The sequence below is a fragment of the Schaalia suimastitidis DSM 15538 genome (genome assembly GCF_000429105.1).
GTDB lineage: Bacteria > Actinomycetota > Actinomycetes > Actinomycetales > Actinomycetaceae > Pauljensenia > Pauljensenia suimastitidis.
On the sequence record NZ_KE386848.1, the window covers coordinates 344,770 to 370,423 of the forward strand.

19 protein-coding genes and 2 tRNA genes are annotated in these 25,654 nt (G+C 56.3%); 13 read left to right on the top strand and 8 right to left on the bottom strand.

The window, feature by feature from the left end; translation table 11 throughout:
- Positions 1-183: 183 nt before the first annotated feature.
- The 6 genes from G438_RS0108430 (at position 184) to G438_RS11515 (ending at position 7,119) form a co-directional block, all read left to right on the top strand.
- On the top strand, positions 184-2,532 hold the full coding sequence (locus tag G438_RS0108430) for a polyribonucleotide nucleotidyltransferase (protein WP_026460947.1): 2,349 nt from the start codon (positions 184-186) through the stop codon (positions 2,530-2,532).
- A 200-nt stretch (positions 2,533-2,732) separates the two neighbouring features.
- Positions 2,733-4,046 carry a M16 family metallopeptidase gene (locus tag G438_RS0108435; RefSeq protein ID WP_051259490.1) on the top strand — a complete coding sequence of 438 codons (1,314 nt, stop codon included), beginning with the start codon at positions 2,733-2,735 and terminating at the stop codon, positions 4,044-4,046.
- Between the two features lie 109 nt (positions 4,047-4,155).
- On the top strand, positions 4,156-4,896 hold the full coding sequence (gene dapB, locus G438_RS0108440) for a 4-hydroxy-tetrahydrodipicolinate reductase (protein WP_026460949.1): 741 nt from the start codon (positions 4,156-4,158) through the stop codon (positions 4,894-4,896).
- Complete coding sequence (locus G438_RS0108445) at positions 4,893-5,468, top strand: GNAT family N-acetyltransferase (protein ID WP_131245865.1); 576 nt, start codon at positions 4,893-4,895, stop codon at positions 5,466-5,468. Before dapB ends, G438_RS0108445 begins: the two co-directional genes overlap by 4 nt.
- 67 nt (positions 5,469-5,535) lie before the next feature.
- A complete protein-coding gene (locus G438_RS0108450; RefSeq protein WP_026460951.1) occupies positions 5,536-6,489 on the top strand; it encodes a DNA cytosine methyltransferase in 954 nt (317 codons plus the stop codon).
- 93 nt (positions 6,490-6,582) lie between these two features.
- Positions 6,583-7,119, top strand: a complete 537-nt coding sequence (locus G438_RS11515) for an NgoMIV family type II restriction endonuclease (protein ID WP_084403206.1) — start codon at positions 6,583-6,585, stop codon at positions 7,117-7,119.
- 167 nt (positions 7,120-7,286) lie between these two features.
- Here G438_RS11515 and glgB read toward each other — a convergent pair whose 3' ends face one another.
- The 6 genes from glgB to glgX all read right to left on the bottom strand — a co-directional run bounded on the left by glgB (position 7,287) and on the right by glgX (position 17,686).
- Positions 7,287-9,470 carry a 1,4-alpha-glucan branching protein GlgB gene (glgB, locus tag G438_RS0108465; RefSeq protein ID WP_026460953.1) on the bottom strand — a complete coding sequence of 728 codons (2,184 nt, stop codon included), beginning with the start codon at positions 9,468-9,470 and terminating at the stop codon, positions 7,287-7,289.
- Between the two features lie 50 nt (positions 9,471-9,520).
- Complete coding sequence (locus G438_RS0108470; protein WP_026460954.1) at positions 9,521-11,203, bottom strand: hypothetical protein; 1,683 nt, start codon at positions 11,201-11,203, stop codon at positions 9,521-9,523.
- Between the two features lie 11 nt (positions 11,204-11,214).
- Complete coding sequence (locus G438_RS0108475; RefSeq protein ID WP_026460955.1) at positions 11,215-13,254, bottom strand: alpha-1,4-glucan--maltose-1-phosphate maltosyltransferase; 2,040 nt, start codon at positions 13,252-13,254, stop codon at positions 11,215-11,217.
- A gap of 64 nt (positions 13,255-13,318) precedes the next feature.
- Positions 13,319-14,101 (bottom strand): VIT1/CCC1 transporter family protein, encoded by a 783-nt coding sequence (locus tag G438_RS11520; protein WP_240471045.1) that lies wholly within the window; start codon positions 14,099-14,101, stop codon positions 13,319-13,321.
- Between the two features lie 97 nt (positions 14,102-14,198).
- Positions 14,199-15,299: a tryptophan--tRNA ligase gene (gene trpS / locus G438_RS0108485; RefSeq protein WP_026460956.1), complete on the bottom strand. Its 1,101-nt coding sequence runs from the start codon at positions 15,297-15,299 to the stop codon at positions 14,199-14,201.
- 98 nt (positions 15,300-15,397) lie between these two features.
- On the bottom strand, positions 15,398-17,686 hold the full coding sequence (gene glgX / locus G438_RS0108490; protein WP_051259439.1) for a glycogen debranching protein GlgX: 2,289 nt from the start codon (positions 17,684-17,686) through the stop codon (positions 15,398-15,400).
- A gap of 267 nt (positions 17,687-17,953) precedes the next feature.
- Between glgX and G438_RS0108495 the strand changes: the two genes are divergently transcribed.
- From G438_RS0108495 to G438_RS11525, 6 genes are all read left to right on the top strand, one after another.
- Positions 17,954-18,748 carry an electron transfer flavoprotein subunit beta/FixA family protein gene (locus G438_RS0108495; protein WP_026460958.1) on the top strand — a complete coding sequence of 265 codons (795 nt, stop codon included), beginning with the start codon at positions 17,954-17,956 and terminating at the stop codon, positions 18,746-18,748.
- Between the two features lie 2 nt (positions 18,749-18,750).
- The gene (locus G438_RS0108500) at positions 18,751-19,746 is read left to right on the top strand and encodes an electron transfer flavoprotein subunit alpha/FixB family protein (protein WP_026460959.1); all 996 of its coding nucleotides are present in this window, start codon (positions 18,751-18,753) and stop codon (positions 19,744-19,746) included.
- 2 nt (positions 19,747-19,748) lie between these two features.
- Entirely contained in the window at positions 19,749-20,963 is a 1,215-nt protein-coding gene (locus G438_RS0108505; protein ID WP_276201352.1) for a cysteine desulfurase family protein, read from the top strand.
- Complete coding sequence (gene mnmA / locus G438_RS0108510; protein WP_026460961.1) at positions 20,960-22,261, top strand: tRNA 2-thiouridine(34) synthase MnmA; 1,302 nt, start codon at positions 20,960-20,962, stop codon at positions 22,259-22,261. Before G438_RS0108505 ends, mnmA begins: the two co-directional genes overlap by 4 nt.
- Before the next feature lie 13 nt (positions 22,262-22,274).
- Positions 22,275-22,358 (top strand) — tRNA-Leu (locus G438_RS0108515).
- Between the two features lie 162 nt (positions 22,359-22,520).
- Positions 22,521-23,321, top strand: a complete 801-nt coding sequence (locus tag G438_RS11525) for a formate/nitrite transporter family protein (RefSeq protein WP_034285717.1) — start codon at positions 22,521-22,523, stop codon at positions 23,319-23,321.
- Here G438_RS11525 and G438_RS0108525 read toward each other — a convergent pair.
- Positions 23,307-24,893, bottom strand: a complete 1,587-nt coding sequence (locus G438_RS0108525) for a Na+/H+ antiporter NhaC family protein (RefSeq protein WP_026460962.1) — start codon at positions 24,891-24,893, stop codon at positions 23,307-23,309. The two genes, G438_RS11525 and G438_RS0108525, sit on opposite strands and share 15 nt — an antisense overlap.
- A gap of 124 nt (positions 24,894-25,017) precedes the next feature.
- Here G438_RS0108525 and G438_RS0108530 point away from each other — a divergent pair, with 124 nt between their 5' ends.
- A complete protein-coding gene (locus tag G438_RS0108530; protein WP_240471046.1) occupies positions 25,018-25,512 on the top strand; it encodes a peroxiredoxin in 495 nt (164 codons plus the stop codon).
- A gap of 69 nt (positions 25,513-25,581) precedes the next feature.
- Here G438_RS0108530 and G438_RS0108535 read toward each other — a convergent pair.
- Positions 25,582-25,654: transfer RNA gene (locus G438_RS0108535), tRNA-Lys, on the bottom strand.

A 25,654-nucleotide genomic window follows, 5' to 3' on the forward strand; every position in this document is an offset into this window, starting at 1 on the left:
ATACAACACGAAGTAACACACACCAATCACCTACGCAAAAGTGGCCCAGTAGCGGTTTTCGACAGTGGCTTACGGACCCGGCTTCGTCACTTGACGCAGCGCAGGACCTGTGAATGTCCGTGGGCTTCGATCGAAGGCCGAGCTGCCACCCGCGTATCCATCACCTGTCAAGGAGAAACCCACATGATGGAAGGCAACGACATCGTCGCTGCAGAAGCGATTATCGACAATGGTCGCTTCGGAAAGCGCACCGTGCGCTTTGAAACTGGACGCCTTGCCAAGCAAGCTGCAGGCGCCGCAATGGCCTACTTGGATGACGAAACGGCCATCCTTTCCGCCACCACCGTTGGCAAACAGCCTAAAGACCAATTTGATTTCTTCCCTCTCACGGTTGACGTTGAAGAACGCGCTTATGCCGCAGGCCGCATCCCCGGCTCTTTCTTCCGTCGTGAAGGACGCCCCGGCACGGAAGCGATCCTTGCGGCACGCCTCATCGACCGTCCCCTGCGCCCGGGCTTTGTCAAAGGCCTGCGTAATGAGGTTCAGGTTCACGAAACCGTGCTTGCTGCGCACCCTGATGACGCTTATGACGTTCTTGCAATCAACGCCGCGTCCATGTCCACTCAAATCGCTGGCCTCCCATTTACCGGTCCTATTGGTGGCACACGTTTGGCACTTATTGACGACCAGTGGGTGGCATTCCCGCGCTGGTCAGAAATGGAGCGCTCTGTCTTCAATATTGTTGTCGCGGGACGTATTGTCACCACCCAAGACGGCACTGAAGACGTTGCTATCATGATGGTTGAAGCTGGCGGCGGTGAAAACGAATGGGACCTCATTCAAGCCGGCGCGATGGCACCTACCGAAGATGTCGTCGCTGACGGCCTTGAAGCTGCAAAGCCCTTCATTAAAGTCCTATGCGAAGCGCAACTTGAAGTTGCCAAACACGCTGCGAAGGAAACGGCTGACTTTCCGCTCTTCTTCGATTACACCGATGAAGAATATGCAGCCGTGGAAAACTTCGTTGGTGACAAGTTGGCGACCGCGTTGCTGACCGAAGGTAAACTTGCTCGCGACGAGGCCGTTGATGCGGTGAAAACCCAGATGCTTGAAGCGCTGGAAGAATCCTTCCCAGAGTCCGAGAAGGCACTGAAGGCTGCCTTCCGTTCGCTGGAGAAAAATACGATTCGTAACCGCACTCTGCGTGAAGAAATCCGCATGGATGGGCGTACCCCGCGCCAAATCCGTTCTCTGTCCGCTGAAGTTGAGGTGCTTCCTCGCGTCCACGGCTCAGCACTGTTCCAACGTGGCGAAACCCAAATTCTGGGTGTGACCACGCTTGCCATGCTCCGCATGGAGCAGCAGCTTGACAACCTGTCGCCTATTACCGCCAAGCGGTATATGCACCAGTACAATTTCCCCCCCTTCTCCACCGGTGAAACCGGTCGGGTGGGTTCACCTAAGCGCCGCGAAATTGGCCACGGTGACCTTGCCGAACGTGCACTGAAGCCCGTGATCCCTGCGCGCGAAGACTTCCCTTATGCGATCCGTCAAGTCTCTGAGGCTCTGGGCTCCAACGGCTCTACCTCCATGGGCTCGGTATGTGCGTCAACACTGTCAATGCTTCAAGCCGGTGTGCCGCTGCGCGCACCCGTTGCCGGTATTGCTATGGGCCTGATGACAGGTGAAGTTGACGGCGTCCAAAAGTCACTGACGCTGACCGATATCCTTGGTGCCGAAGACGGCTTCGGTGACATGGACTTCAAGGTGGCAGGTACCCGCGACTTCATTACGGCGCTGCAACTGGACACCAAACTTGACGGTATTGATTCTCAGGTGTTGCGTGCCGCCCTAGCTCAGGCGCGCGATGCGCGTATCGCCATCCTTGACCTCATTGATCAGGCCATTGACTCACCTGACGAAATGAGCCCCTACGCGCCACGTATCATCACCGTCCAGGTGCCTGTTGACAAGATTGGTGAAGTGATTGGCCCTAAGGGCAAGATGATCAACCAGATCCAAGACGACACAGGCGCTGACGTCACCATTGAGGACGACGGTACTGTCTACATTGGTGCATCGACTGGTGAAGCCGCTGAAGCTGCGCGTGCAATGGTGAACCAGATTGCCAACCCGCAGATGCCTGAGGTAGGCGAGCGCTTCGTCGGCACAGTTGTTAAGACCACGTCCTTCGGTGCCTTCGTGTCACTGACACCTGGCAAGGACGGACTGCTGCATATCTCGCAGGTGCGTCGCCTAGTGGGCGGCAAGCGTGTAGAGGCAGTTGAAGACGTTCTGCAGGTTGGCCAGCAGGTTGAGGTCGAGATAGCTGAGTTCGGTGATCGCGGTAAGTTGTCGCTCCACGCGGTCGTTGACGGCGAAGCAGGCGAATTTGTGCCTGCAGAAAACGGTGAAGGCGAGGACCGTCCCGTGCGTCGCGAACGCCGTGAGCGCATTGAACGTCGCGAACGTCGTCCTCGTACCCGTATGCGCCGCATGCGCGACGACGAGGACGAAGCGATCGAAGGCTGAGTTGGACGCTTTTATCCGATAGACGAGGCGGGGCTGGGTGCGAAACTTAGCTCCGCCTCGTTTATTGTTGCGAGGGTCATGCGATTGTGGCAACGGCCGACTTTCAGACAAGACACAAGGGCTGTTGGCCAAAACGCAGGTTGTGCTGGTCAACCGAGCGGCGTTTTAGGCAGTAAAGTACATGGGTGACCACACGAGAGATACCTTTAGCGCTGCCAGATATTCCACAATATGTCACCGAGGAATTCGACGACGGTGATACGACCGTGCAGCGCACCATCCTTGAATGCGGCACCAGGATACTCACTCAGCGCGTGCCCGCCACCCGAAGCGTCAGCGTCGGCATGTGGGTACCTGTTGGATCCCGCGATGAATTGCCCCAGCATGCAGGTTCGACTCACTTTCTCGAACATTTGCTGTTCAAAGGAACATCGACGCGCAGTGCCCTGGACATAGCTGTTGCCTTTGATGCCGTGGGCGGCGAATCGAATGCAGAAACTGGGAAAGAAACGACCTCCTATTGGGCGCGCGTCGTGGATGAAGACGCACATATGGCCAGCCGGGTATTGCTGGATATGCTCACTGATTCCCTCATTGACCCCGCAGAATTCGAGGTTGAGCGTGGCGTCATCCTTGATGAGCTTGCCATGAACGAAGATAGTCCTGTTGACCTTGTGCACGAGGCATTCCAGCGCGCCGTTCACGGTGACACTCCGCTTGGACGGCCAGTTGGCGGCACGCCCGAAGCAATTCGCGCTGTGGGGCGCGACGATGTATGGCAGCACTACCGCTCCACGTATGCACCCAATAACCTCATTGTCGCCGCATCAGGCAATATTGACCACGAAGCCTTGGTGGACCTCGTTGGACAATCTTTAGCATCGTCGTCGTGGGCCGCATCTGCTGGGCAGGCTGCACTGCCACGGCCTCGTCGCACTACGCTACGCGACGCCCCTAGTTGCGGAAGCGGTGAAGAAGTGCGCAGCAGGGATGTTGAACAAGCTCACCTTGTGATCGGGTCTGCCTCCATGCGAGGCGACGATGAGCGACGTCCTGTGATGAATGTGCTTTTGACGGTACTGGGTGGATCAATGTCATCGCGCCTATTCCAAGAGGTCCGCGAGAAACGGGGATTGGCATACACAACATACGCATTTGATGCCGCCTACTCAGATGCAGGTGCATTCGGCATGTATGCAGGCACGTCGCCGACACGCATAGCGGAGGTGGAAGCAGTGATGCGTGGGCAGCTTGAAGACCTTGCGGAATATGGTCCCACCGAGGAGGAACTCGCGCGTGTACGCGGCCAGGTCCGTGGTGGCCTTGCTTTAGGTATGGAATCGAATTGGGCGCGGATGAGTCGCCTTGGTCGAGCTGAGGTCAATGGCCGTTACCGCACGGTCGCTCGCTCACTGCACGCTATTAACGAGGTGACCGCTGAGCAGGTGCGCGCACTCGCTGCTGAACTTGCGTCTGCCGAACCTGCCCGTGCTCTTGTTGTGCCAAAAAACTAGTGGTACGTGCCCAAGTGCGCTGCATGCCCGCACACTGGCATCCACAGGTGCCTGTGGGATGAGTACGGCACAATTAGTTTCTACAACACCGATAACAAGGAGTAGCGCCGTGTGGAAAGTGGCCGTCGTTGGAGCGCAAGGTCGAATGGGATCAACTGTTGTTGCCGCAGTGAAGAGCGCTTCGGATATGGAGCTTGTCGCAACACTTGACGCGGGCGAAACGATTAGCGTTCAGAGTCTGTGTGGTGCGCAGGTAGCTGTTGATTTCACTGTGCCAGCGGTAACGGAAAGCAACGTTCACGCACTGCTGGATGCTGGGGTAAATGTGGTGGTTGGTACCACGGGTTGGACTGACGAGGCTATCGCCAGGGTTCGTGCACATGCCAACGAGGTGGGGTGCAATGTCCTTATTGCCCCTAATTTTGCCCTTTCAGCAGTACTTGCGATGCAGTTCGCTGCGAAGGCAGCACCTTATTTCGAGTCCGTTGAGATTATCGAGATGCACCATCCCGCTAAGGTTGATGCGCCATCGGGCACTGCTGTGCATACGGCGAAGGCTATCGCGTCGGCCAGAGCCCAGGCAGGTGTTGCCGTGCCGCCTGATGCCACTGAGTTGGATCCGCAGGGAAGCCGGGGCGCACGTATCGACGGCATTACGGTGCACGCTGTGCGCCTGCGTGGGTTGACGGCACACGAGGAGATCCTTTTGGGTAACCCTGGTGAACAGATGGTGATTCGTACCGATTGTTTTGATCGCACCAGTTTCATGCCAGGTGTGCTGCTGGGGATCCGCAAGGTGGGGGAGTTTCCTGGGCTCAGTGTTGGTCTTGACACGTATATGGACCTGTGACCGTGAGCGTGGAGTTTTCCGAGGCCAAAACCGCTTCCTCTGACCGTTCAGTCCGTGCGGCGCTGCCTACTGATGCAGCCGCAATCTCGCGGATCCATCTCAACGCTATGAGGGCATTAGCTGAGGAGGCTGGTGCGACGGATGCGGGTTTGCAGATGCCTGACGAGGCTGTCCTGACCGCCAGGTGGATGCGCACCTTGAGTGAGCCGCGTCCTCAAGGCTGTCACACACTGGTGGCGGTACATGGTCATGTGGTGGTCGGTTTTCTGTCGTGTGCGCCAGGTGAACCTATTACAGGTGGGGCCGCATCGCATGTCCCGGCAGGCACCGATATTCTCAATCTGTGGGTAGATGGACCATTTAGGCGTTGCGGTCACGCCTCACGCTTATTGGCTGCACTTGTGGATGTTGCTCAACCTGCGGCTTTACGTTTTTTTGCCCCTGCATCGAGCGACGAACACACCCGTTTCTTGCGCAGCGCAGGTTTTGGACCAGCAGGTATTCGACGTACCCTTCGCCTTGGAGCCACGCATACCCTTGCCGAACACCTATGGTGGGCACTGCTTGACTAGAACGCAGATATAACCGACGCGTTTTATGCTTATGTTCAGCCGCACAAGTGGGAGACAGGAGGAGGACGTGGCCCTGACATCGCTAGAGATTTGCACCGGTGCCGGCGGACAAGCTCTTGGACTTGAACAGGCTGGCTTTGAACATGTGGGCACCGTAGAAATCGACGCTCATGCCTGTCAAACACTGCGGAAAAATAGGCCACAGTGGAATACGATCCAAGCCGACCTGCGCGAATGGGACGGTCACCGATACGCCGGCGTTGATTTACTTGCGGGCGGTGTCCCTTGTCCCCCTTTTTCCTTGGCGGGAAAGCAACTCGGTGCTGTTGATGAACGGGACTTATTTCCTCAAGCTCTGCGGCTCGTTGATCAGGTACAACCACGAGTTGTCATGCTTGAAAACGTTCGTGGACTGTTGGACGCAAAGTTTTCGTCATACCGTGCGTGGGTTGATGAGGAGCTTCAGCGTCTTGGTTATCAGGCACGATGGAAGCTTCTGCAAGCGAGCGACTACGGTGTACCGCAACTACGGCCAAGGGTAATACTGCTTGCGTCTCGCATACGTGACACTGCTCTTGTCCCGTTTCCTGAACCCTTCGACACAGCTCCACCGACGGTTGGCGAATGTCTCGTTGATCTGATGGGAGAAAACGGATGGCAAGGTGCGACTGACTGGGCACGTCAAGCATCAGTAATTGCCCCCACACTTGTCGGTGGCTCCAAGAAACATGGTGGTGCAGATTTAGGCCCCACCCGGGCGCGTCGGGCATGGGCGGCAATCGGGGTTGATGGACGCTCTTTGGCTGATGAAGCGCCTGGCCCAGATTTCACTGGAATGCCACGCCTCACTCTTCGAATGACTGCGCGTATTCAAGGTTTCCCTGACCAGTGGCAGTTTGCCGGTGGGAAGACAGCCAGTTACAGGCAGATCGGCAACGCTTTGCCGCCTGCTGTGGCAAAAGCTGTCGGCGAAGAAATTGCGGCGGTCCTCCAAGGCGCCAAGGAGGAAAGTGCCGCATGACGTTATTGAGTGACGAACGTCGTCTTTTTCATAAAACGTTGGTAGATCGGGGCGTACTTACGCTCAATGCACAAGGCGTAGCCTCAATCGCAGATTCAAGCCAACGCACCTCAAAGATTATCGCGGGCAGTAGAAACAGATCCGACGCTGCAGGCAGTACTGGGGCATTCATACCTGATTAGTCCCGACGTACTGGTTATTCGCGACCCAGAGGATGACGACGCCATTAACTCAAACGCGTTGATTGTCGACCTGGAGACAGCAAGACATACGGTGATGCGTTCGGCGAACGACGGCGCATCCATCGTTCATGCGGTGATCTCATGCAAACTGACGTTACGTTCTGACCGCGCACAAAATGCACGCAGTGAGGCGCTTTCTGTCATCCGTAGTCGAAAAGGTAGAACCCCTCATATTGTTGTTGTCACTGCCGAACCATCGCCGTCACGTATCGCCTCCCTTGCATTAGGCACAGGTGATATCGATATGGTGTATCACATCGCGTTACCTGAATTAATGGAAGGCGTGCAAGCCGCAGCGTCAGAGGAAGGCGCCAGCCTTCTTGAAGCACTGATAGAAGGTCGGCGTTTACGCGATATCGCTGACCTTCCCCTCGATCTTTGTGTATGACCTTGCCATTGCTTGCCTAACAGCGGGCATAGCCCGTAAACCCCGGTGGTTGACAAGAATCATGGGTTGTCGCAATAGTCCGACGATTACCTCAAGGCTGGGATAGCAAGTGGGCTGTGGCGAACCGATTGGTTGGCCACAGCCCACTAGGAATGAAAACGCAGCGCCTATTGCTTGGGTGTCAACCAAACGGCGCCCAGCGGTGGAATGCGGAGCTCAGCGGAGGCTGGTCGACCATTCCACGGAATCTCCTCAGCCACAACCGGCCCAATATTCATCACACCAGAACCGCCATAAGCGACATCATCAGTGTTCAGCACCTCGACCCACTCACCCGCAAAGGGCAGGCCAACGCGGTAGGACTCGTGAGGATTGCCAGCAAAATTCGACACGCACACCATGATCTGCTGTTTGCCGTCATCGCCAGTGCCTTTACGTAGATAGGAGATGACATTGTGATCGCCGTCGGAGGCATCAATCCACTCAAAACCAGTGTAGTCATCATCCCACAGCGCAGGATGTGAAGCGTAGACGTGGTTCAAGCTGGCGACAAGGCGTTGTACGCCTTCATTTTCAGGGCGATCAGTCAACCACCAGTCCAAAGAGTACGCTTCCACCCACTCTTGTTCCTGAGCGAATTCTTGCCCCATGAATAGCAATTGCTTGCCTGGATGCGACCACTGGTAGGCGTAAAGGGAACGCAGACCCGCCATCTTCTGCCACGTATCGCCCGGCATCTTAGAGAACAACGAACCCTTGCCGTGGACAACTTCATCATGAGACAAAGGAAGGACGTAGTTTTCCGAGAAGGCATACACCAAAGAGAAGGTGAGTTCACCGTGGTGCCAGCGACGGTTAACGGGATCTTCACGCATATACCGAAGCGTGTCGTTCATCCAGCCCATATTCCACTTCATACCAAAGCCCAATCCGCCAGAGGACGTTGGGGCAGTAACACCTGGCCAAGCAGTAGATTCCTCTGCGATCATGACGATCCCAGGGTTACGACGGTACGCAGTGGCGTTTGTCTCTTGGAGGAACTCAATAGCTTCCAAATGCTCGCGGCCACCATACTGGTTGGGGCGCCACTGACCGTCCTTGCGAGAATAATCCAGGTACAGCATTGAAGCGACCGCGTCGACACGCAGGCCATCGATATGGAAATCCTCTAACCAGTACAGGGCGTTGGCCACAAGGAAGTTACGTACTTCGCGGCGACCGAAGTTGAATACGTAGGTACCCCAGTCGGGGTGTTCGCCACGCATAGGATCAGGATCCTCGTAGAGAGGCGTCCCATCAAAACGGGCCAACGCCCAATCATCCTTCGGGAAGTGCGCCGGCACCCAGTCAAGGATGACTCCGATACCTGCCTGGTGGAGCTTGTCGATGAGGTAACGGAAATCATCAGGTGTGCCATAACGTGACGACGGCGCGAAATAGGAGGTGACTTGATATCCCCATGAACCACCGAAGGGGTGCTCTGCCACAGGCATGAACTCAACGTGTGTAAAGCCCATATCTTTCAAGTAAGGGATCAATTCATCTGCCAGCCCCCGGTAGCCTAAGCCTTGCCGCCACGAACCAACGTGCACCTCGTAAATTGACATGGGACCCGCATGAGGATTGGACGAGGCACGTGTGGCCATCCACTGCTCGTCTTCCCATTCGTGGTGCAGATCGGTGACAACCGAGGCGGTAGAGGGCGGTATTTCGGTGGCGCGGGCAAGCGGGTCGGCTTTTTGGAACCAGTTACCTCCTGGCCCTTGGATTTCGAATTTGTAGCGCGCGCCAATACCGACGCCAGGGATGAAAAGTTCCCAGACACCTGAGGAGCCAAGGGAACGCATAGCGGTGGCGGTACCATCCCAGTAGTTGAAGTCGCCAACGACACGCACAGCCCGCGCGTTGGGCGCCCATACGGCGAAAGCAACACCGTCAACGTCCCCCATTTCCCCGGTGTAATGCTTGCGGTGAGCACCCAGCACCTTCCACAGTTCTTCGTGGCGTCCCTCAGAAATGAGGTAAGTGTCCATCTCTCCGAGCGTGGGCAAGAAACGGTACGGATCATCTTTAACGATGATTTGGTCACCATAGGTGACGCGCACCCGGTAGTCAGGGATAGTGTCGCCAGGTAGGACCGCGACCCATACGCCGTTGCGTTCGTGTTCGGCAGGATACGAGGCGTTGGCGGTGACAACATCAACCGCATCGGCTAAATGATGGACTGTTCGCACAGTCACGGATCCGTCCCCAAGGTGGGCACCCAAGACTGCGTGAGGCAGGTAGTGTGTTCCGTAGGCGACTGCGTCTAGAAGATCAGTATCAACGCTGAGCGGTGTGAGCTTTTCCATGCTCTTATCCTCCCATGACTTCGACGAAAAGGTGTAACTCTAATCACTGTTTATTGAAATATGGTTCCCGATTGACATAACGCCTGCGCGTAACGTTCCAAAGCCCGCACGGGGATATCCACCCATTCAGGCCGAAAACGGGCCTCATAGCGTGCCTCGTAAATCGCCTTGTGCACCACGTAGGCGTCCAAAAGGGTGCTCTCTATCTGAGACAAACCACCTCCTCGGGTATAGCCGTCTAAAAAAGCTGTCTGCGCGCGAGTGCACCACGTGTCGTCACGCTCAGCGAGCGAGTCATCGGATGAGCATAAATGCCCAAGGTTGAGGTTCTTTCTATCGGGCGTGGGCGCGCAATCATGGGTGGCGGTGGATGGTGTGTGCGCCTGCGTTTGAGACGTGTTGGCGTGGTCAATAACAGCGAACGCGTGGGCCTGTGCATAGTCAAAACTACGAAGCATCCCCGCCACATCACGCATCGCGTAGTCACACTGACGGCGTTCCTCCAAGGGGCGCAGTACTTCACCTTCAAAATCGACCACGTACCAGGTATCGGCGCACAACAGTTGCCCAAGATGCAGGTCACCGTGTAGCCGAATGCGTTCAGGAAAAGTGTCGCAGTGACGAAGGCGCTCAATCACCCGCGATAGACACGAGCGTACTTTCGGTGAAAGGTCGACACCGTCACGCTCAAGTGCAGCGAATTCGGCGTCAATGGCGGCACATAGGTGCCGAGGCTCCTGGCTGCCTTCTGTGGGAAAACGTGCAGCTAGGTGCTGGTGAAGCTCTCTTACTAGTGACCCAAGGAGATGGGCCTGAGCACTGGGGTCACCATTGTGGGAGGCAAGGTCGACAAAATGAGTAAAACCATCGACCGCACCATCAACAAAAGGAAAAAGGACGCATGACACCGCGTGGCCTTGGGGCCATTGGTCGTCGTCGCGCTTAGTGACACATCCCTTTAAAGTGGAGGGATCGATGGGGGAGTCAGTCAGAGCGGTCAGGTCGTGAGTGGACACATTGAGTTCCCGCGCGTTGGTCCACGCCAAGTCAAGGGTTGCCCACGCCAAAGGCGGTGCCACATGTGGCCACGTAGCGAGGGCGTTACCTATTTCTACATCCGGGTGTATCCCTGAATGGAGGACGCGATAGACCTTCAAAAGGTAATGACGAACGCCGTCGGTGAGAACAACGGATGTATTGGACTGCTCAGCATCCAATACGGTCGCCTGTCCGCAATGGGCTAGCAGTGCCTCACGGTCAAAGGTAGGTCCGTCGTGACGAGGCGTCGTCGACGCCGAGCGTTGCCTAGCCGCACTGCTATTGGTCGCGTGCCAGGGCATAGTGTGTGGGGTTGCGCTATGAGGCTGCCCATGGTGAGCATCGATTGCGGGCGAGGAGAGCGAAGAAGTAATCCACGGCGCGAGGTGTGCGCCACCAAGGCACGAAGCCAACCAAGCAGGGTGAGCAACTGCGTCACAGACCGTTGCCTCACCCACCGAAGCGATCACCGCACGCTGGTCCACCACCTCGTGCGAGGCAACGAGGACCAGCGGCAGATGGAGGAGCGTCGTACCGACACCGATGACATAGCTGCGGGACAGCGTGTCGCCAACGTCGCGGTATTCAACGAAACCGCGTACATCCAGAGGCAAGTCGTCGCAGACCGGAAACCAGCGGCGTGTCCTTACCCATGGTTCAAGCAGTGCCAGCAGCGCCTCTGGATCAGGCCACATGCCGGACATCCTTAACGCGAATGGTGAGCGGGTGTCTCCACCGCCATGACGTGAGCGATACGTGTCCACGGTGACAGGCTCACCCAGTTCGTCGCGTGCCAGGTGTATTCGTGGCCGTCGAGCTCATCCACCACCTTGAAGGTGCCAGCAGTCGTTTCCACACCCAGTTCAGCGAGGTCGATATATACCTCACCTTCGACGGTGTGATGCGGATCTAGTGAAACGACGGTGATGACGATATCTGAATGTCCATTGCCTGCAAAGCGTGCTGGAACACGTTTAGAGAAAGCCACCAAATTTGGGTGCGATGTCGGGTGGATACGCAGATCATGCAACTGGCGCAGAGCAGGGTGTTTTGCGCGCGCAGCATTCAACAAGCCAAGAAGACGGGGAATACCGGTTTCTTCAGCGTCTGCCCACTGGCGTGGCCGATACTCATATTTTTCGTTGTTGTTCTGTTCTTCGAAACCAGGGCGGTTGTCATTTTCGACGAACTCATAACCGGAGTAAATGCCCCACGTTGGGGCACCGGTTGCAGCAAGTACGGCACGTATGGCGAAGATTGCCGTTCCACCGCTCCACATCTGTGGGGTAAGAATATCGTGTGTCGTCGGCCAGAAGGCCGGACGCATGAGATGCGCTGTATCGCGGGAGACCTGCAGCAGATACTCTTCGATTTCTTCCTTAGTGCGACGCCAGGTGAAGTAGGTGTAGGACTGGTCGAAACCGATGGCACCAAGGGTGCGCATCATCGCTGGACGTGTAAATGCTTCCGCGAGGAAAACAATGTCTGGGTGGGTCTGGTGCACCTCGGCAATAAGACGCTGCCAGAACTGTAGTGGCTTCGTATGAGGATTATCGACACGGAAGAATGTGACACCATGCTTTACCCAAAGCATGACGACGTCGCGGATTGCTTTGTAGATCCCTTCGGGGTCATTGTCAAAATTCAGCGGATAAATGTCCTGGTATTTCTTTGGAGGATTCTCCGCGTAAGCGATGGTGCCGTCAGCTCGTGTGGTGAACCATTCGGGATGTTCACTGACCCACGGGTGGTCTGGTGAACACTGCAATGCCAGGTCTAGTGCCACTTCCATGTCCAATGCCTGGGCTGCCTTCACGAAGTCGTCAAAATCTGCGAAGGTTCCCAAGTCAGGGTGGATGGCGTCATGTCCACCTTCAGGTGCCCCAATGCCGTAGGGACTACCTGGGTCACCTGCCTGTGCATTGAGCGTATTGTTTTTTCCTTTGCGGAAGGTCGTGCCAATGGGATGGATGGGGGTGAGGTAGATAACGTCGAAGCCCATCGAAGCGATACGCGGAAGATCAGCAGCAGCGCCACGTAAGGTACCGGACACCCAGGTGCCGTCAGGTTTCTGGAATGCGCCAGCACTGCGGGGGAATATCTCGTACCACGATCCAGCGAGCGCTTTCGGGCGGGCTACCTTAAGGGGATAGGAGCAGGTCGAATCCAGCAGATCCCGAAGCGGATAATCCCTGAAAGCGGCCTTCACTCGCGAAGAAACACCGGCAGACAAACGTTGCTGCGGGGAACCTTTCGTGTCACGTAAACGTCCCGCCGCTTCAAGGAAAATGGCGCGCACGTCAGCACCGGGTTGACGCGCCTTGACTTTCCCGCGTGGCAAGGTGACACCTTCGGCGGCACGTTCTAAAAGACGGGCACCTTCTTCCAGCATCAGTTCCACATCGACGCCTGCATCGATTTTCACTGACGCGTCGTGCTTCCATGTGGCGTAGGGATCAGACCAGGTGTCAACACGGAATGACCACAGGCCCGTGCTATCAGGCATCACCCAGGCTTCATAACGGTCAAGACCCGGTGCAATATCAACCATGACGGTGCGAGAAAACTCAGTGCCGTCAGGACGAATGAGGACTGCTTCGGCGCACAAGGCGTCATGGCCTTCTCGGAAAACAGTGGCTCGGATAGGGAAAGCCTCGCCTTGGGTTGCCTTTGCGGGTAGCTTTCCGTCTTCGATGACTGGGAATAATTCGACAGCAGGGATGCGGGGGATGGTGTACTCGCTCACCCCTTTAGGGTACTGCCTTTTCTTCCATTTGTGACCGAGAAAACGAAAAAATGTCGAACGTTTGTCAGACGCTCACACCGAAGAGATGTCCGATACCCCAGGTCAGTGCCATCGCAACGGCGCCGCCCACCACGAGGCGCGTGACAGCGCGAAGCCGTGGGGCCTCGCCAAAAACTGCGCTGACCCAACCGGTGAGTGCGAGTGCCATAAGAACAGAAATAAATGTGCCGACAATGCGTGCTGGCGGTGGCAATAAAACCATTGCGATCATGGGAAGTGCGGCACCGACAAGGAACGCTAAGAAAGAGGACAGGGCAGCTTCCCATGGATTGGTTAGGTCGTCAGGATCAATATTGTGTTCTGCACTCAGGTGTGCCCCTAAGGCATCCTTGCGCGACAAATCAGCAGCCACTGCCGCAGCGGTCTGAGGTGACAACCCCTTGTCTTGCCACAATTTTGCCAGAAGTTCTTCCTGTCCTTGTGGGTCATCAGCCAAGGCACGACGCTTCGTTTGAACGAGTTCGCGTTCAGTGTCGCGCTGAGTGGATACCGACACGTACTCTCCAACCGACATTGACAGTGCCGCCGCAGCAATACCGGCAGTGCCTGCAATGACGATTGCCGTAGTATTCGTGGGATCTACTGCGGCGACGCCGACAAGCAGACCTGAAATGGACACGATGCCGTCATTCGCGCCGAGGACACCAGCGCGCAACCAGTTCAAGCGCGAAGCCACAGACTGTTGACGAGACCCATCTTTAGTATCGGCCTTAGTGTTCCGTGAAGAATCTGAAGAAGAAGTAAAGGACGTTAAGCGAGCCATAAGCCCTGACGTAATTGTTGTCATAGCGTCACAGTAGAGAGTGAAGGGGTGGCTTTCCAGCAAGGAAAGCCACCCCTGGCGCCGCTCAGGTAACGCTGTGAGCAGGAATCTTTGGTAAGCCTCAGTACACCATGCTCATGGCTTGCCGGACTTCGGCAAGGGTAGTGTCAGCCACTTCGTTAGCCCGCTCATTGCCTGCTGCAAGTACGGACAGGAGATAGGCCTCGTCATCCATCAATTCCATGCGCCGAGCGCGTATTGGGGCAAGCATGTCGTTGAGCGCATCAGTCACCACTGTTTTCAGAGTGCCTGCACCTTTGTCCCCAATAGACTCGGCAATCTCTTGCGGGCTTTGACCAGTGGCCAAGGAGGCAAGGAGCAGAAGGTTCGATACCTCAGGACGCTGCTGCGGATCCCACGTAATGACTCGCTCTGCATCAGTTTTGGCTTTGCGCAGTATCTTCGCAGTCTCATCGGCACTCATCGCCAATTCGATGGTGTTGCCGCGTGATTTCGACATTTTCGTACCATCAGTGCCCAATAAAAGCGGTGCCTGCGACAGCAGTGCTTCAGGCCTCGGGAAAACGGGACGTTCGGCGGTGGCGCGCCCATAACGCTTATCGAAACGTTGGGCGATGAGGCGCGTCTGCTCCAAGTGGGGGAGTTGGTCTTGGCCCACAGGCACCAGGTTGGCTTTACAGAACAAGATATCGGCCGCTTGATGCACCGGGTAGGTGAGCATTAAGCCGCTCATGGCGCGCCCCTCGGTGGCATCAAGTTCAGCTTTCACCGTGGGGTTACGGTGAAGCTCGGATTCAGTAACCAAGGAAAGGAAAGGCAACATTAGCTGGTTAAGGGCCGGGATCGCCGAGTGGTTAAATATTGTGGTTTTTTCCGGGTTAAGGCCAGACGCCAAATAATCTGCCACAAGCCCAATGACACGTTCACGAATCGGTCCGACTCCGTCGCGGTCAGTAATCACCTGATAGTCGGCAACGAGTACCCACGTCTCCACACCGCGATCTTGGAGCAACACACGGTTACGTAGCGTCCCGAAATAATGCCCCAAGTGGAGCCGACCCGTGGGGCGGTCTCCTGTGAGCATCCGAAAGCGTGTGGGATCTTCGTCGATTGCTCGGTCGATCTCTTCGCTGCGTTGGCGGGTGCGCGCCAAGGAGGCTTCATTTGTCGAATTGGCAAGGATATCTTCGCTCGTAGTCACCCGCAGATTCTACCGCGCAATGTAACCGACATGCGGCTTGGGTTCACCTACGCTACGAGGCGCGTCGGTGGCCATTGGTGGTGTCGTGGTGATGGTGCTCAACTACGCGGCGTCACACGCGCGTCAGAAAGCAATACGATCATCGATGCAGGTTCCAACTCCAGGGTGGCGCCACTAGACACCAGTTCAAGTCCGAGCGGAAGCGAGTCGATATCTGCCTCAACGTCGATTCCGCCGTCAAGTGGTGATTCCCACGAGGTATCCATGACAATGCGCCAGTCCACGCCATGTCCCTCAGGTAGCGTCACTATTTGTTCCTCGACCATCCCGTTAATAATGACCAGCGCATCGCGGTCTCCAAAAGGCAGACCTGAACGCAACATTTGGAATATGCGACTTTCCTTGCGCCCCCACGCGTCCGACGCCATGGGTTGACCAGCAGCGTTATACCACGACAAATCTTCAATCCAGTCACCGGCAAGAACAGAGCCTGTGGCAAAGGAAGAAGGACGCAGCACAGGGTGGTTACGGCGCAAAGAAAGCAACCATCGCGTGGTATTCATCTGATGGATTTGGTAGGGCGATAAATCCCAATCAACCCACGAAATTGCACTGTCTTGGCAGTAAGCGTTGTTATTACCAAATTGGGTGCGTTGGAATTCGTCACCCGCAGTGATCATTGGTGTTCCAGCAGAGACCAACATTGTGGTGAGTAAATTGCGCTGCGAACGGTGCCGCATCGGCAGCAGGTCCTCAATAATGCCACGCGCATCGGGCGTATCTGACAAAGGATCAGGCGATGGCATCACACCACCTTCAATGCCGTGATTCCACGAGCGGTTATCGTCGGTTCCGTCGCGGTTTTCTTCAAGGTTGGCCAGATTGTGTTTGTGGTTGTAGGCAGTAAGGTCAGCCAGTGTGAAACCATCGTGTGCGGTGACGAAGTTAATTGAGGCTCGCGGGCCACGCAAATATCCAGTGCCGTGACTAAAGACGTCCTGTGAACCGGATAGGCGGGTCGCAAGGTTATTTGGCCCAGATGCATCCCATCCTTTGGAAAGATTGCCCAAGTCAGATAGCCAGAAAGAGCGAACGGCGCCACGGTACTGGTCATTCCATTCGGAGAACGGATCTGGGAAATTCCCTGTCTGCCAGCCGCCGATACCCACATCCCACGGTTCAGCGATGATCTTGTCACGCGAAAGTCGTTCATCGGTGGCAATTGCCATCAAGAGTGGGTGCAGTGGCGTGTACCCCCATGCGAAGCGTCCCAAAGCGGATGCAAGATCAAAACGGAAACCGTCAACCCCCATATCTTGTGACCAATACCGGAGTGAATCCAACACGAGGGCCATCGTTTGCGGATGATCCACGTTGAGGGTATTGCCACAGCCGGTGGTGTCAATTTGTTGACGAGGCCGGTGCGGGGTTTGGCGGTAGTACAAACATTGGTCGATACCTCTAAAAGATAGGGAAGGGCCTGCTTGCCCTGATTCGCAGGTGTGGTTATAGACCACGTCTAAAATGACTTCGATACCTGCTTGATGCAGGATCGACACCATTCCCCGAAACTCGTCAATGATCGCCTGAGCCCCTTGAGCACGTGCTCCAGCCGTTGCGTAGGAAGGTTCGGGGGCAAAGAAATTCAGCGTGGAATAGCCCCAATAGTTTGTCAAACCACGTTCCGTGAGGAATGTTTCGTCACATTTGGCGTGAATGGGCAGAAGTTCGACGGCGGTAATACCCAGGTGCTTGAGGTAATCAACACATTTGGGGTGGGCAAGGCCCGCATAGGTTCCACGCAGGTCATCGGGGATACCGGGCATCTCCTTGGTGAAGCCTTTGACGTGCATTTCGTAGATAACAGTGCGCGACCATGGCACCCGCGGTTTGGGTGCAAGTTCAAAGGTCGAATTTGTCACCACCGAGACAGGAACGTGCCCAGCAGAATCGAGGGGTGACATTTCCATTGGTAGCGTCAAGGGGTAGAGATCTTCGTCAACGCGGTGAGCGTACACATGCGGTCCAAAATCGACGGTACCTTCGATACCGCGTGCACGCGGGTCAATGAGGAGTTTATTGGGATTGTGGTACATTCCACCTTCAGGATCCCACGGTCCATGCACACGAAAACCGTAGCGCGTACCCAGCCCGTGGCCTTCAAGGCGGCCATGCCAGATACCAACTTCTGGGCCATACAGTTCCCAGGGTGTTTCAGAGCCGTCGTCGTGGATCACACAGAAATGAACGGCTGAAGCATGGCGGGCGATGAGCGAAATATTGAGTCCGCCGTTATTTTCGAAAACACCGATGCGGCGCGGCTCAGGGTTACGCAGGGCAATGTGTTGGACGTTGTTGCGATCGGAACGGATATGCGGCGAAGGCATTACCGGGCTCCTTTAGTAACAGGTGGTCACGAACGATAGCCGTAGCTAAATTTGATGATTATTGCGATGTAAAATCATACCGCAGCGTATCGGGACGCCTCAGGGATTTCGCGCTTGGCGTAGGCAAATGTGGGAAAAGTAAAAGGGTGTGCACCGGGGAAGTTGAGCATATTTTCACCGTATGGCGGTGCGCAGTGGACGGTAGACGAGGCGAACGACACCCTTTCGACGCGCGAGGAACACCTAGGAATATGGCACGCTAGATATATGCGAATTGTTGTGTGCGTCAAGCACGTCCCAGACGTCCAATCTGACCGCCGTTTCGTTGACGGCCGTCTTGTTCGCGGTGAGGATGACGTCCTCAACGAACTCGATGAAAACGCCGTAGAAGCGGCCGTGAGCCTCGTTGAAGAATACGGCGGTGAGGTCATCGCACTGACTATGGGCCCAGCCGATGCGGAAGATGCCTTAATGCGCGCCCTGCAAATGGGCGCCGACCGCGGCGTATTAGTAAGCGATGAACGTCTTGAAGGTGCCGACGCGATTGGCACCGCGCAGGTGCTTGCAGCCGCCGTGAAAACCCTTGCGGATGACGCTCCGATCGATGCCGTCATCACTGGCATGGCCTCGTTAGACGCAATGACCTCAATGATGCCTGCCGCGCTTGCTGCCCGCCTTAACATTCCTTTCCTTGGCCTTGCCCACGAGATCGCCGTTGAAGGCAACGGTCCGTGGACAGTGACCATTCACCGTAGCGCTGATGGTTTTGACGACGTCCTGGCTGCCTCAACACCGCTGGTGATCTCAGTGACCGACCAGGTCAATGAGCCGCGTTACCCTGCTTTTGCCGCAATGAAGGCTGCTCGTAGCAAACCGATGGACGAATGGTCCCTTGATGACCTCAGCGCGCATGTGGACAGTGCGGTCGTTGAATCTGCTATCGCCTCTACCCGTGTGGAAGGGGCGGCCCCGCGTGAACGCACCGGAAACGGAACAATCATTACCGACTCTGGCGATGCAGGCATGCGTTTGGCCCAATACCTGCTGAACGAGGTGAAGTAACGATGACAACCTTTGACCGCCCGGTCCTTGTTTTAACTGACCACGTTGGGGATGACACCAACGGCTATACACTCACCGAAGCGTCACGGCAATTACTCACCCTCGCTCGTCGCTTGACGAGTGCCGAAGTTGATGCCGTGGCACTCAATACGGCACCCGACATGGCAGCCCTTGGCCTTCAAGGCGTCACCACCGTGTTTGTGCCAGACCTTGCAGGCCAATCACCCCGCCTCAGTGGCGTCGTGAGCGACGCTCTCCTTGCCTGTATCGCCCACATCCAACCAGCAGTAGTACTCGCCGTGTCCAATTATCGAGGCAAAGAAGTCTGCGCCAGAGTCGCTGCAACCCTTGACTCAGGTGCTGCCGTTGACGTGACAGATGCTGCGGTATCACCTGACGGCGGGCTGTTGATTACTCGTTCGGCCCTTGCCGGTTCGTGGACGACACATGTGAGTATCACGCGCGGTACGCCCATCATCGCCTTACGTCCGTCAGCGGTAGAAGAAGCCGTCGCTGCCGTTCCTACCACGCCGTCCCGCCACGACCTTGCCGTTACCTATTCGACGCAAGCACAGTCAGTGACAGTTATTTCCTCAGCCGAGCAAAACACGAATGGACGTGTCAGCCTTACTCAGGCTCGCACCGTCGTCGTTGGCGGTCGGGGAACCGACGGTGATTTCTCTGTCGTTGAATCCCTCGCCGACGCCCTTGGTGGCGCCGTTGGAGCAACCCGCGTTGCTTCTGACGAAGGCTGGGTGCCGCGCTCGATCCAAATTGGGCAAACGGGCCTGTCGGTGTCGCCCAAACTTTACATTGGCTTGGGTGTATCCGGTGCCATCCACCACACCGTCGGTATGCAATCGAGCGAATATATCGTGGCGATCTGCGACGATCCTGACGCCCCCATCTTTGAAATCGCAGATTTTGGTGTGGTGGGCGATATCTTCGACATCGTACCGCAGACGATTGCTGCCCTCAATGAAATGCGCGGCGACTAACGGTGACAAGCCCGTCACCTCGTGTACGCGCGACTGAACACTACCTGGACCACGCGGCCACCACGCCGATGCTTCCAGGAGTTTTAGACGCGTGGATACAGACAACGCAGCTGCTCAGTCAGCGACCGGGTAATCCCGCAGCCCTCCATGGTGGAGGCAGAGGTGCCCGCAAACTACTGGAGGATGCGCGCGAACGTGTTGCCACATGCCTCGGCGCCGAGCGTGCCGAAGTGGTCTTTACTTCCGGCGCAACAGAAAGCGATGCACTCGCCGTGATGGGTGGGGCGCGCGGTGCGCATTCCCGCACTGGTCGTAGGCGCGTGCTTGTCTCTGGCGTGGAACATGATGCGGTGCTTGAACAATCGACAATCGCCGATGCCGCAGGGCTGGCCTGCGAGGTGCTGCCCATCTCAGCATACGGTGTCACCGACCTTGCCAGCCTTGAAGACGCCCAGGAATGGTTGGATATTGCGCTGATCTCAGTGGTGTATGTCGCCTCGGAAATCGGCACGATTCAACCCGTTGAGAGCCTTGTGAAATTACGGGCCGAAGCACTGCAAACGCTGATCCACACAGATGCCGCCCAAGCAATCAGTACGGTCGATGTGCGTTTTGGCGCCCTCGGTGTTGATCTGATGAGTATTGGTGGACATAAGGTGGGCGGCCCTGTTGGCACGGGTGTGCTCCTTGCCAAACGTGGTACTCCGCTCATTACTGACCGTCCCGGTGGGGGGCATGAGCGGGGTATCCGATCGGGAACACCAGATGTCGCGGGAGCTGTCGCATTAGCAACGGCACTTGAATATACGGTGGAGCACCGTGAAATGGCGCACCACCATGCGGCGGCGCTGCGCGACCACCTGCTGCACCGTTTAGCGCAAACCTGCGCGGGCCTCGTCACGGTGACAGTACCGCCACAGTACGCGGTGCCAACAATTATCCACCTGTCATTGCCAACGCGACACCCTGAGGCTTTGTTGATGTCAATGGACGCTGATGGCGTCCACGTGTCAGCGGGGTCAGCGTGCCATGCTGGCGTGACCAGGCCGTCGGCGGTTGTGATGAGAATGGGACGTACTGCGGACCAAGCCCTCGGAGTGTTACGCATTTCGACTGGTAAGGACACAACAATCGCCGATATTGACGCTTTTGTCGATGCTTTGCCGCGAGCTTTGAATGCCGGGCAGGCACTTGATCGATTGGAAGGACAGCGATGAGAGTACTTGCTGCGCTTTCGGGAGGTGTTGACTCTGCTGTTGCTGCCGCCAAAGCCGTCGAGGCAGGACATGACGTTGTTGGCGTCCATATGGCGCTGTCAACCTCACCACAGGAATGCCGTATCGGCTCACGTGGCTGCTGTTCTGTGGAGGATGCTGGGGATGCGGCTCGTGCTGCCGAACATCTTGGCATTCCCTTTTATGTGTGGGACCTTGCGGAACAGTTTGAAGAAACCGTTATTGAAGATTTCGTCGAACAGTACAAAGCGGGGGCTACACCTAATCCCTGCGTGCGGTGCAATGAATTCGTCAAATTTCGTGAACTCGCGCAGCGTGCCCGCGCCCTGGGGTTCGATGCAGTGTGCACCGGACACTATGCGCAACTCATCGACAGCAAAGATGGTCCGCAGCTGCACCGTGCGGTAGATGAACTGAAAGACCAGTCGTATGTTTTGGCCGTCATGGGACAAGAAGAACTGTCACGCGTACTGCTGCCATTGGGCGGTGCCCCGTCCAAAGAATGGGTACGCGGGGAGGCAGAGCGACTTGGTTTAGGGGTTTCCTCCAAGCCCGATTCCTACGACATTTGTTTTATCCCCGACGGGGACACACAAGGTTTTCTGCGGGCACGTTTAGGCGTTTTGGCGGGGGAGATCGTTACTGCTGATGGTGATGTCGTAGGCAGCCATGACGGGTATTGGAATTTCACAGTTGGCCAACGGCGCGGTCTTCACCTGGGTAACCCCGCAGCTGATGGGCGTCCACGCTACGTTCTTCAGACGCTCCCACAGACCAACCAGGTGGTGGTTGGTGCTGCGGAACTACTGAGTATTACTCGCATTGAATGTGATGAGGTCGTGTGGCTTGCCGCTGATGACGTGGCCAATGTTGATGACGAGGCCACCGCGGCCTTCGGTGATACGCTGGCTGATCGTCGATTGGCAGATGTGCCGCCCCAGGTGCTGACTGCGCAGGTGAGGGCTCATGGGACACCTGCGGTGGTGACAGCTGTTGACACCACCGGTGTGCTGCCAAGCGTCCCTGTGAGCATGATGCCAGTTGCTGTACCAGGACTGAGCGTCGAAGGCGCTTGCGATGATGGGGGGGATGGTATTGGCGCGCCTCAGGGCGCCCTTCGTGAGGAACAGGCCACACTTACCGTGACACTTGCCGCCCCACTTCGAGGCGTTGCTGCAGGTCAAACCCTAGTTTTATACCGTGGTACGCGGGTGATTGCCTCAGCCACCATTCGACGCACCTCACGGGCCGACTCGTTGTCAGCAGGTGGGAACAGGTAAGATAGCCTGGCACGCGCGAGTGGCGGAATTGGCAGACGCGCTGGATTTAGGTTCCAGTGTCTTTGACGTGGGGGTTCAAGTCCCCCCTCGCGCACCAATATGGGGTCGTTGTCGTGGGTCTTGTAATATCTCACGACGTCGCTCACCCCAACGCGTAGGGATGTGGAGATTTTCTTCGCTGAACTGCAACGTCCACGCAGCACAGTGGCACACTTTAGTCCCAACCGATGGGACTCCACGTCCGGCAAGATGAACAACCGTGCTGACATTACGCGAAAACATTGCCGCTCAGGTATCACTTGCCCACCACAAGATGCATGGTGCGCGAAGAGTGGGGCCCTATATCGTTGCTGCGATGCTGGCAGGTACCTATATCGGACTTGCAGGCATTTTCATGCTGTGTGCGGGTGGCCCTTTTCGTTTAACAGGCTCGCCTGCGGCCCCCCTTGTGGAAGGCGGAGTATTCGGTATCGGTCTGATTCTCACGACCTTCGCTGGAGGAGAGCTGGCCACGTCGGCGATGATGATTCTGCCGGTGAGTTTGCTCGAACGTAAAGCCCGTTGGTTTCCGGCGCTACGCACGATGGTGCTGATGATCCTGGGGAACCTTGCTGGGGCAATGGTGCTGTCGGCGCTGATGTATGGCGCCGGGATTATGGATGCCGAAACCCTGCCTGGACAGGCACTTGCAGCACTTATTTCAGCGAAAACCCACAAAACAACCGTTGAACTGTTCTTCCGCGGCATTCTGTGCAATATTCTCGTGTGCCTTGCGATGTGGTCGGTGAGCAGAACTAGTAATGATGTGGCAAAAATGATCCTGATGGGCTGGTGTATGGCTGCTTTCGTTGCATCAGGGATGGAGCACGTCGTGGCAAATATGACGACCTTCTCCATGGCGCTGTTCTACGGTGTTGAGGGTGCCACTGTGGTCGAAGTTGGACGTAACCTCGGTACCGTATTCCTTGGCAATCTTACGGGTGGTGCGATCTTCGTTGGCCTCGCACAGTGGCTAGCGGCCAAAACGGAAAGCAAAACCTTACCGTCATCTCACGGCTGAGGATGCTTTCACGTTTCCAAGGCGCCGTAGGAATATCGCGGCAACAAGTACCACCAACATCGCCACTAAACCAGCAGCTGCGCTCAGTGTGAGCGCAAAAACCACGTACCCCACAAGTGATGCCGCAGCACCCAGGAACGCATAGGGTAACTGCGTGTTGACATGTGTCATCAGATGACACGAAGCACCCGTTGACGACAAAATCGTTGTATCAGAAATGGGTGAGCAGTGGTCACCAAAAACAGCGCCCGCGAGGACAGCCCCGAATGTCGCTAGAAGGACGTCGTCACCGCCTGGCAATGCGCCCAGGATTTGGGCGCCAAGCGGTAGCAATATACCAAAGGAACCCCAGGACGTCCCCGTCGCAAATGCCATACAGGCGGCCACAAGGAACAAAATCGGGACAAGCCATTGCGATGGCACCTGTGTTTGCGCTACCAGTGACCCAATATAGTCACCAGTGCCCATGCTGGAAATGAGCGCACCAAGCATCCATGCGAACACCAAAATATTGATGGCGGGCATCATTGAACGCGCACCACCGACAAGTCCGCGAAAGAAAACCCCTGCGGTGAAACGTGGATTCGGCCTCGTATAGCGTAGGTAGTAGTACATTGCCGCCAACAAGCCAGCGATACCCCCGTAATTCAATGCGGCTGGGACGTCAGTATTTGCCAGCATCTCCATAGGGTTGGCACTACCACCGGCAACATACCCAGTGAAGAGGATGCCTACGATGACACCGGCAACTAGGACAAGGAAGGGAACGATGAGTGAGCGGCGTGCTCCCGGTTCGTGACGAGGCAGGTCTTCCGTGAGTTGTCCGGGGATCGGCGTTGCCGGGTCGAAGGGCGCCCCTTCATTGATAGCGCGGTTCTCCTCGCGGCGCATCGGACCAAAATCAGCGTCCCATGCAATCACCATCCACAGCAGCACCAACGCACCGATGGCGTAGTAATTCATGACAGCCGAATACATGAATGCGGAGACGTCATCGACATTGACGGTGGATACTGCAAGGAGTGGCGCCATAATGCCGATAATCGAGGCGCCCCACGAGGAAAAGGGGGTAAGTACCGATACGGGCGCGGACGTGGAATCAATGAGATAGGCAAGTTTGGCCCGCGATACATGATGCCGGTCAGTGATGGGACGTGATACCTGTCCAACTGCCAGGGCGTTGAAGTAGTCGTCAATAAAGATCGCCATTCCCAGACCCGCAGCAAGAAATTGGGCGCCTCGTCGGCTCTTAATGCGCGTCATCATCCATTCAGCGAAGGCGCTGGTCCCACCTGCCATCATCACCATTGAGGTGATCACACCCAGTGTGAGTAGGAAAAGTAGTATCAATACCGAGTACCAGTTGGCAGTGCCCGCTTCCCAATCCCAGAAAATGTCGGACAAGGTATTCCACAGGAGCAACAGCGTTTTAGCTATATTGAAGTCGGAGATAAGGAGCGCCGAAGCTACAACACCCACACCTAAAGAGACCAGCACCTTCTTCGTGACGATCACTAATACGATCGCCACAATTGGTGGTAGCAACGATAAGGCGGGATAGGCTTCAAGCACAGCAAACTCCTACAGGTAAGGGACGATACGTGCGCAGTGCCTCGTCAGCCTAGAAACTTGGACGCCACCTTGGCAGATTTGCCCACATAGTGCACGTACAACACGTCAATGCCATGATGGTGGCATGACTGAAATGACAGCGTCAACGCAGCTCCTTGGCCCAGGTGACATCGCACCGGATTTCACACTTGAAAGTACCCAGGGCACCATTTCCCTCTATGACCTGCTAAAAGATAGCGATAGAGGTGTTGTGGTCTACTTCTATCCCAAAGCCTCCACCCCAGGATGTACAAAAGAGGCATGTGATTTTAGAGATAACCTCAATACATTCGCCGCGGCAGGCTATCGGGTGATCGGTATCAGCCCTGACTCTATCCCTGCACTTGAGCGCTTCGCGCAGACAGAATCGCTGAATTTTCCCCTGGCTTGCGATGGGGATAAAGCGGTGATGAGCACCTGGGGCGCCTGGGGAGAGAAGAAAAACTATGGCCGTATTGTCATTGGCACGATACGTTCGACCTTCGTTGTCGATCCGCAAGGCACGATTGTACTTGCACAGCGTGGCGTGAAGGCGACAGGGCACGTGGCGCGTTTGCGGCGTGATCTGGGCGTGGACTAAAGGTGCAGCGTTACCGGCACGTGCCGCGCTCGTATAGAGAAACCACTGGGAAAAACCAGGGACAAAAAGTGCGCCGTGAGGGAATCGAACCCCCAACCCGCTGATTAAGAGTCAGCTGCTCTGCCAATTGAGCTAACGGCGC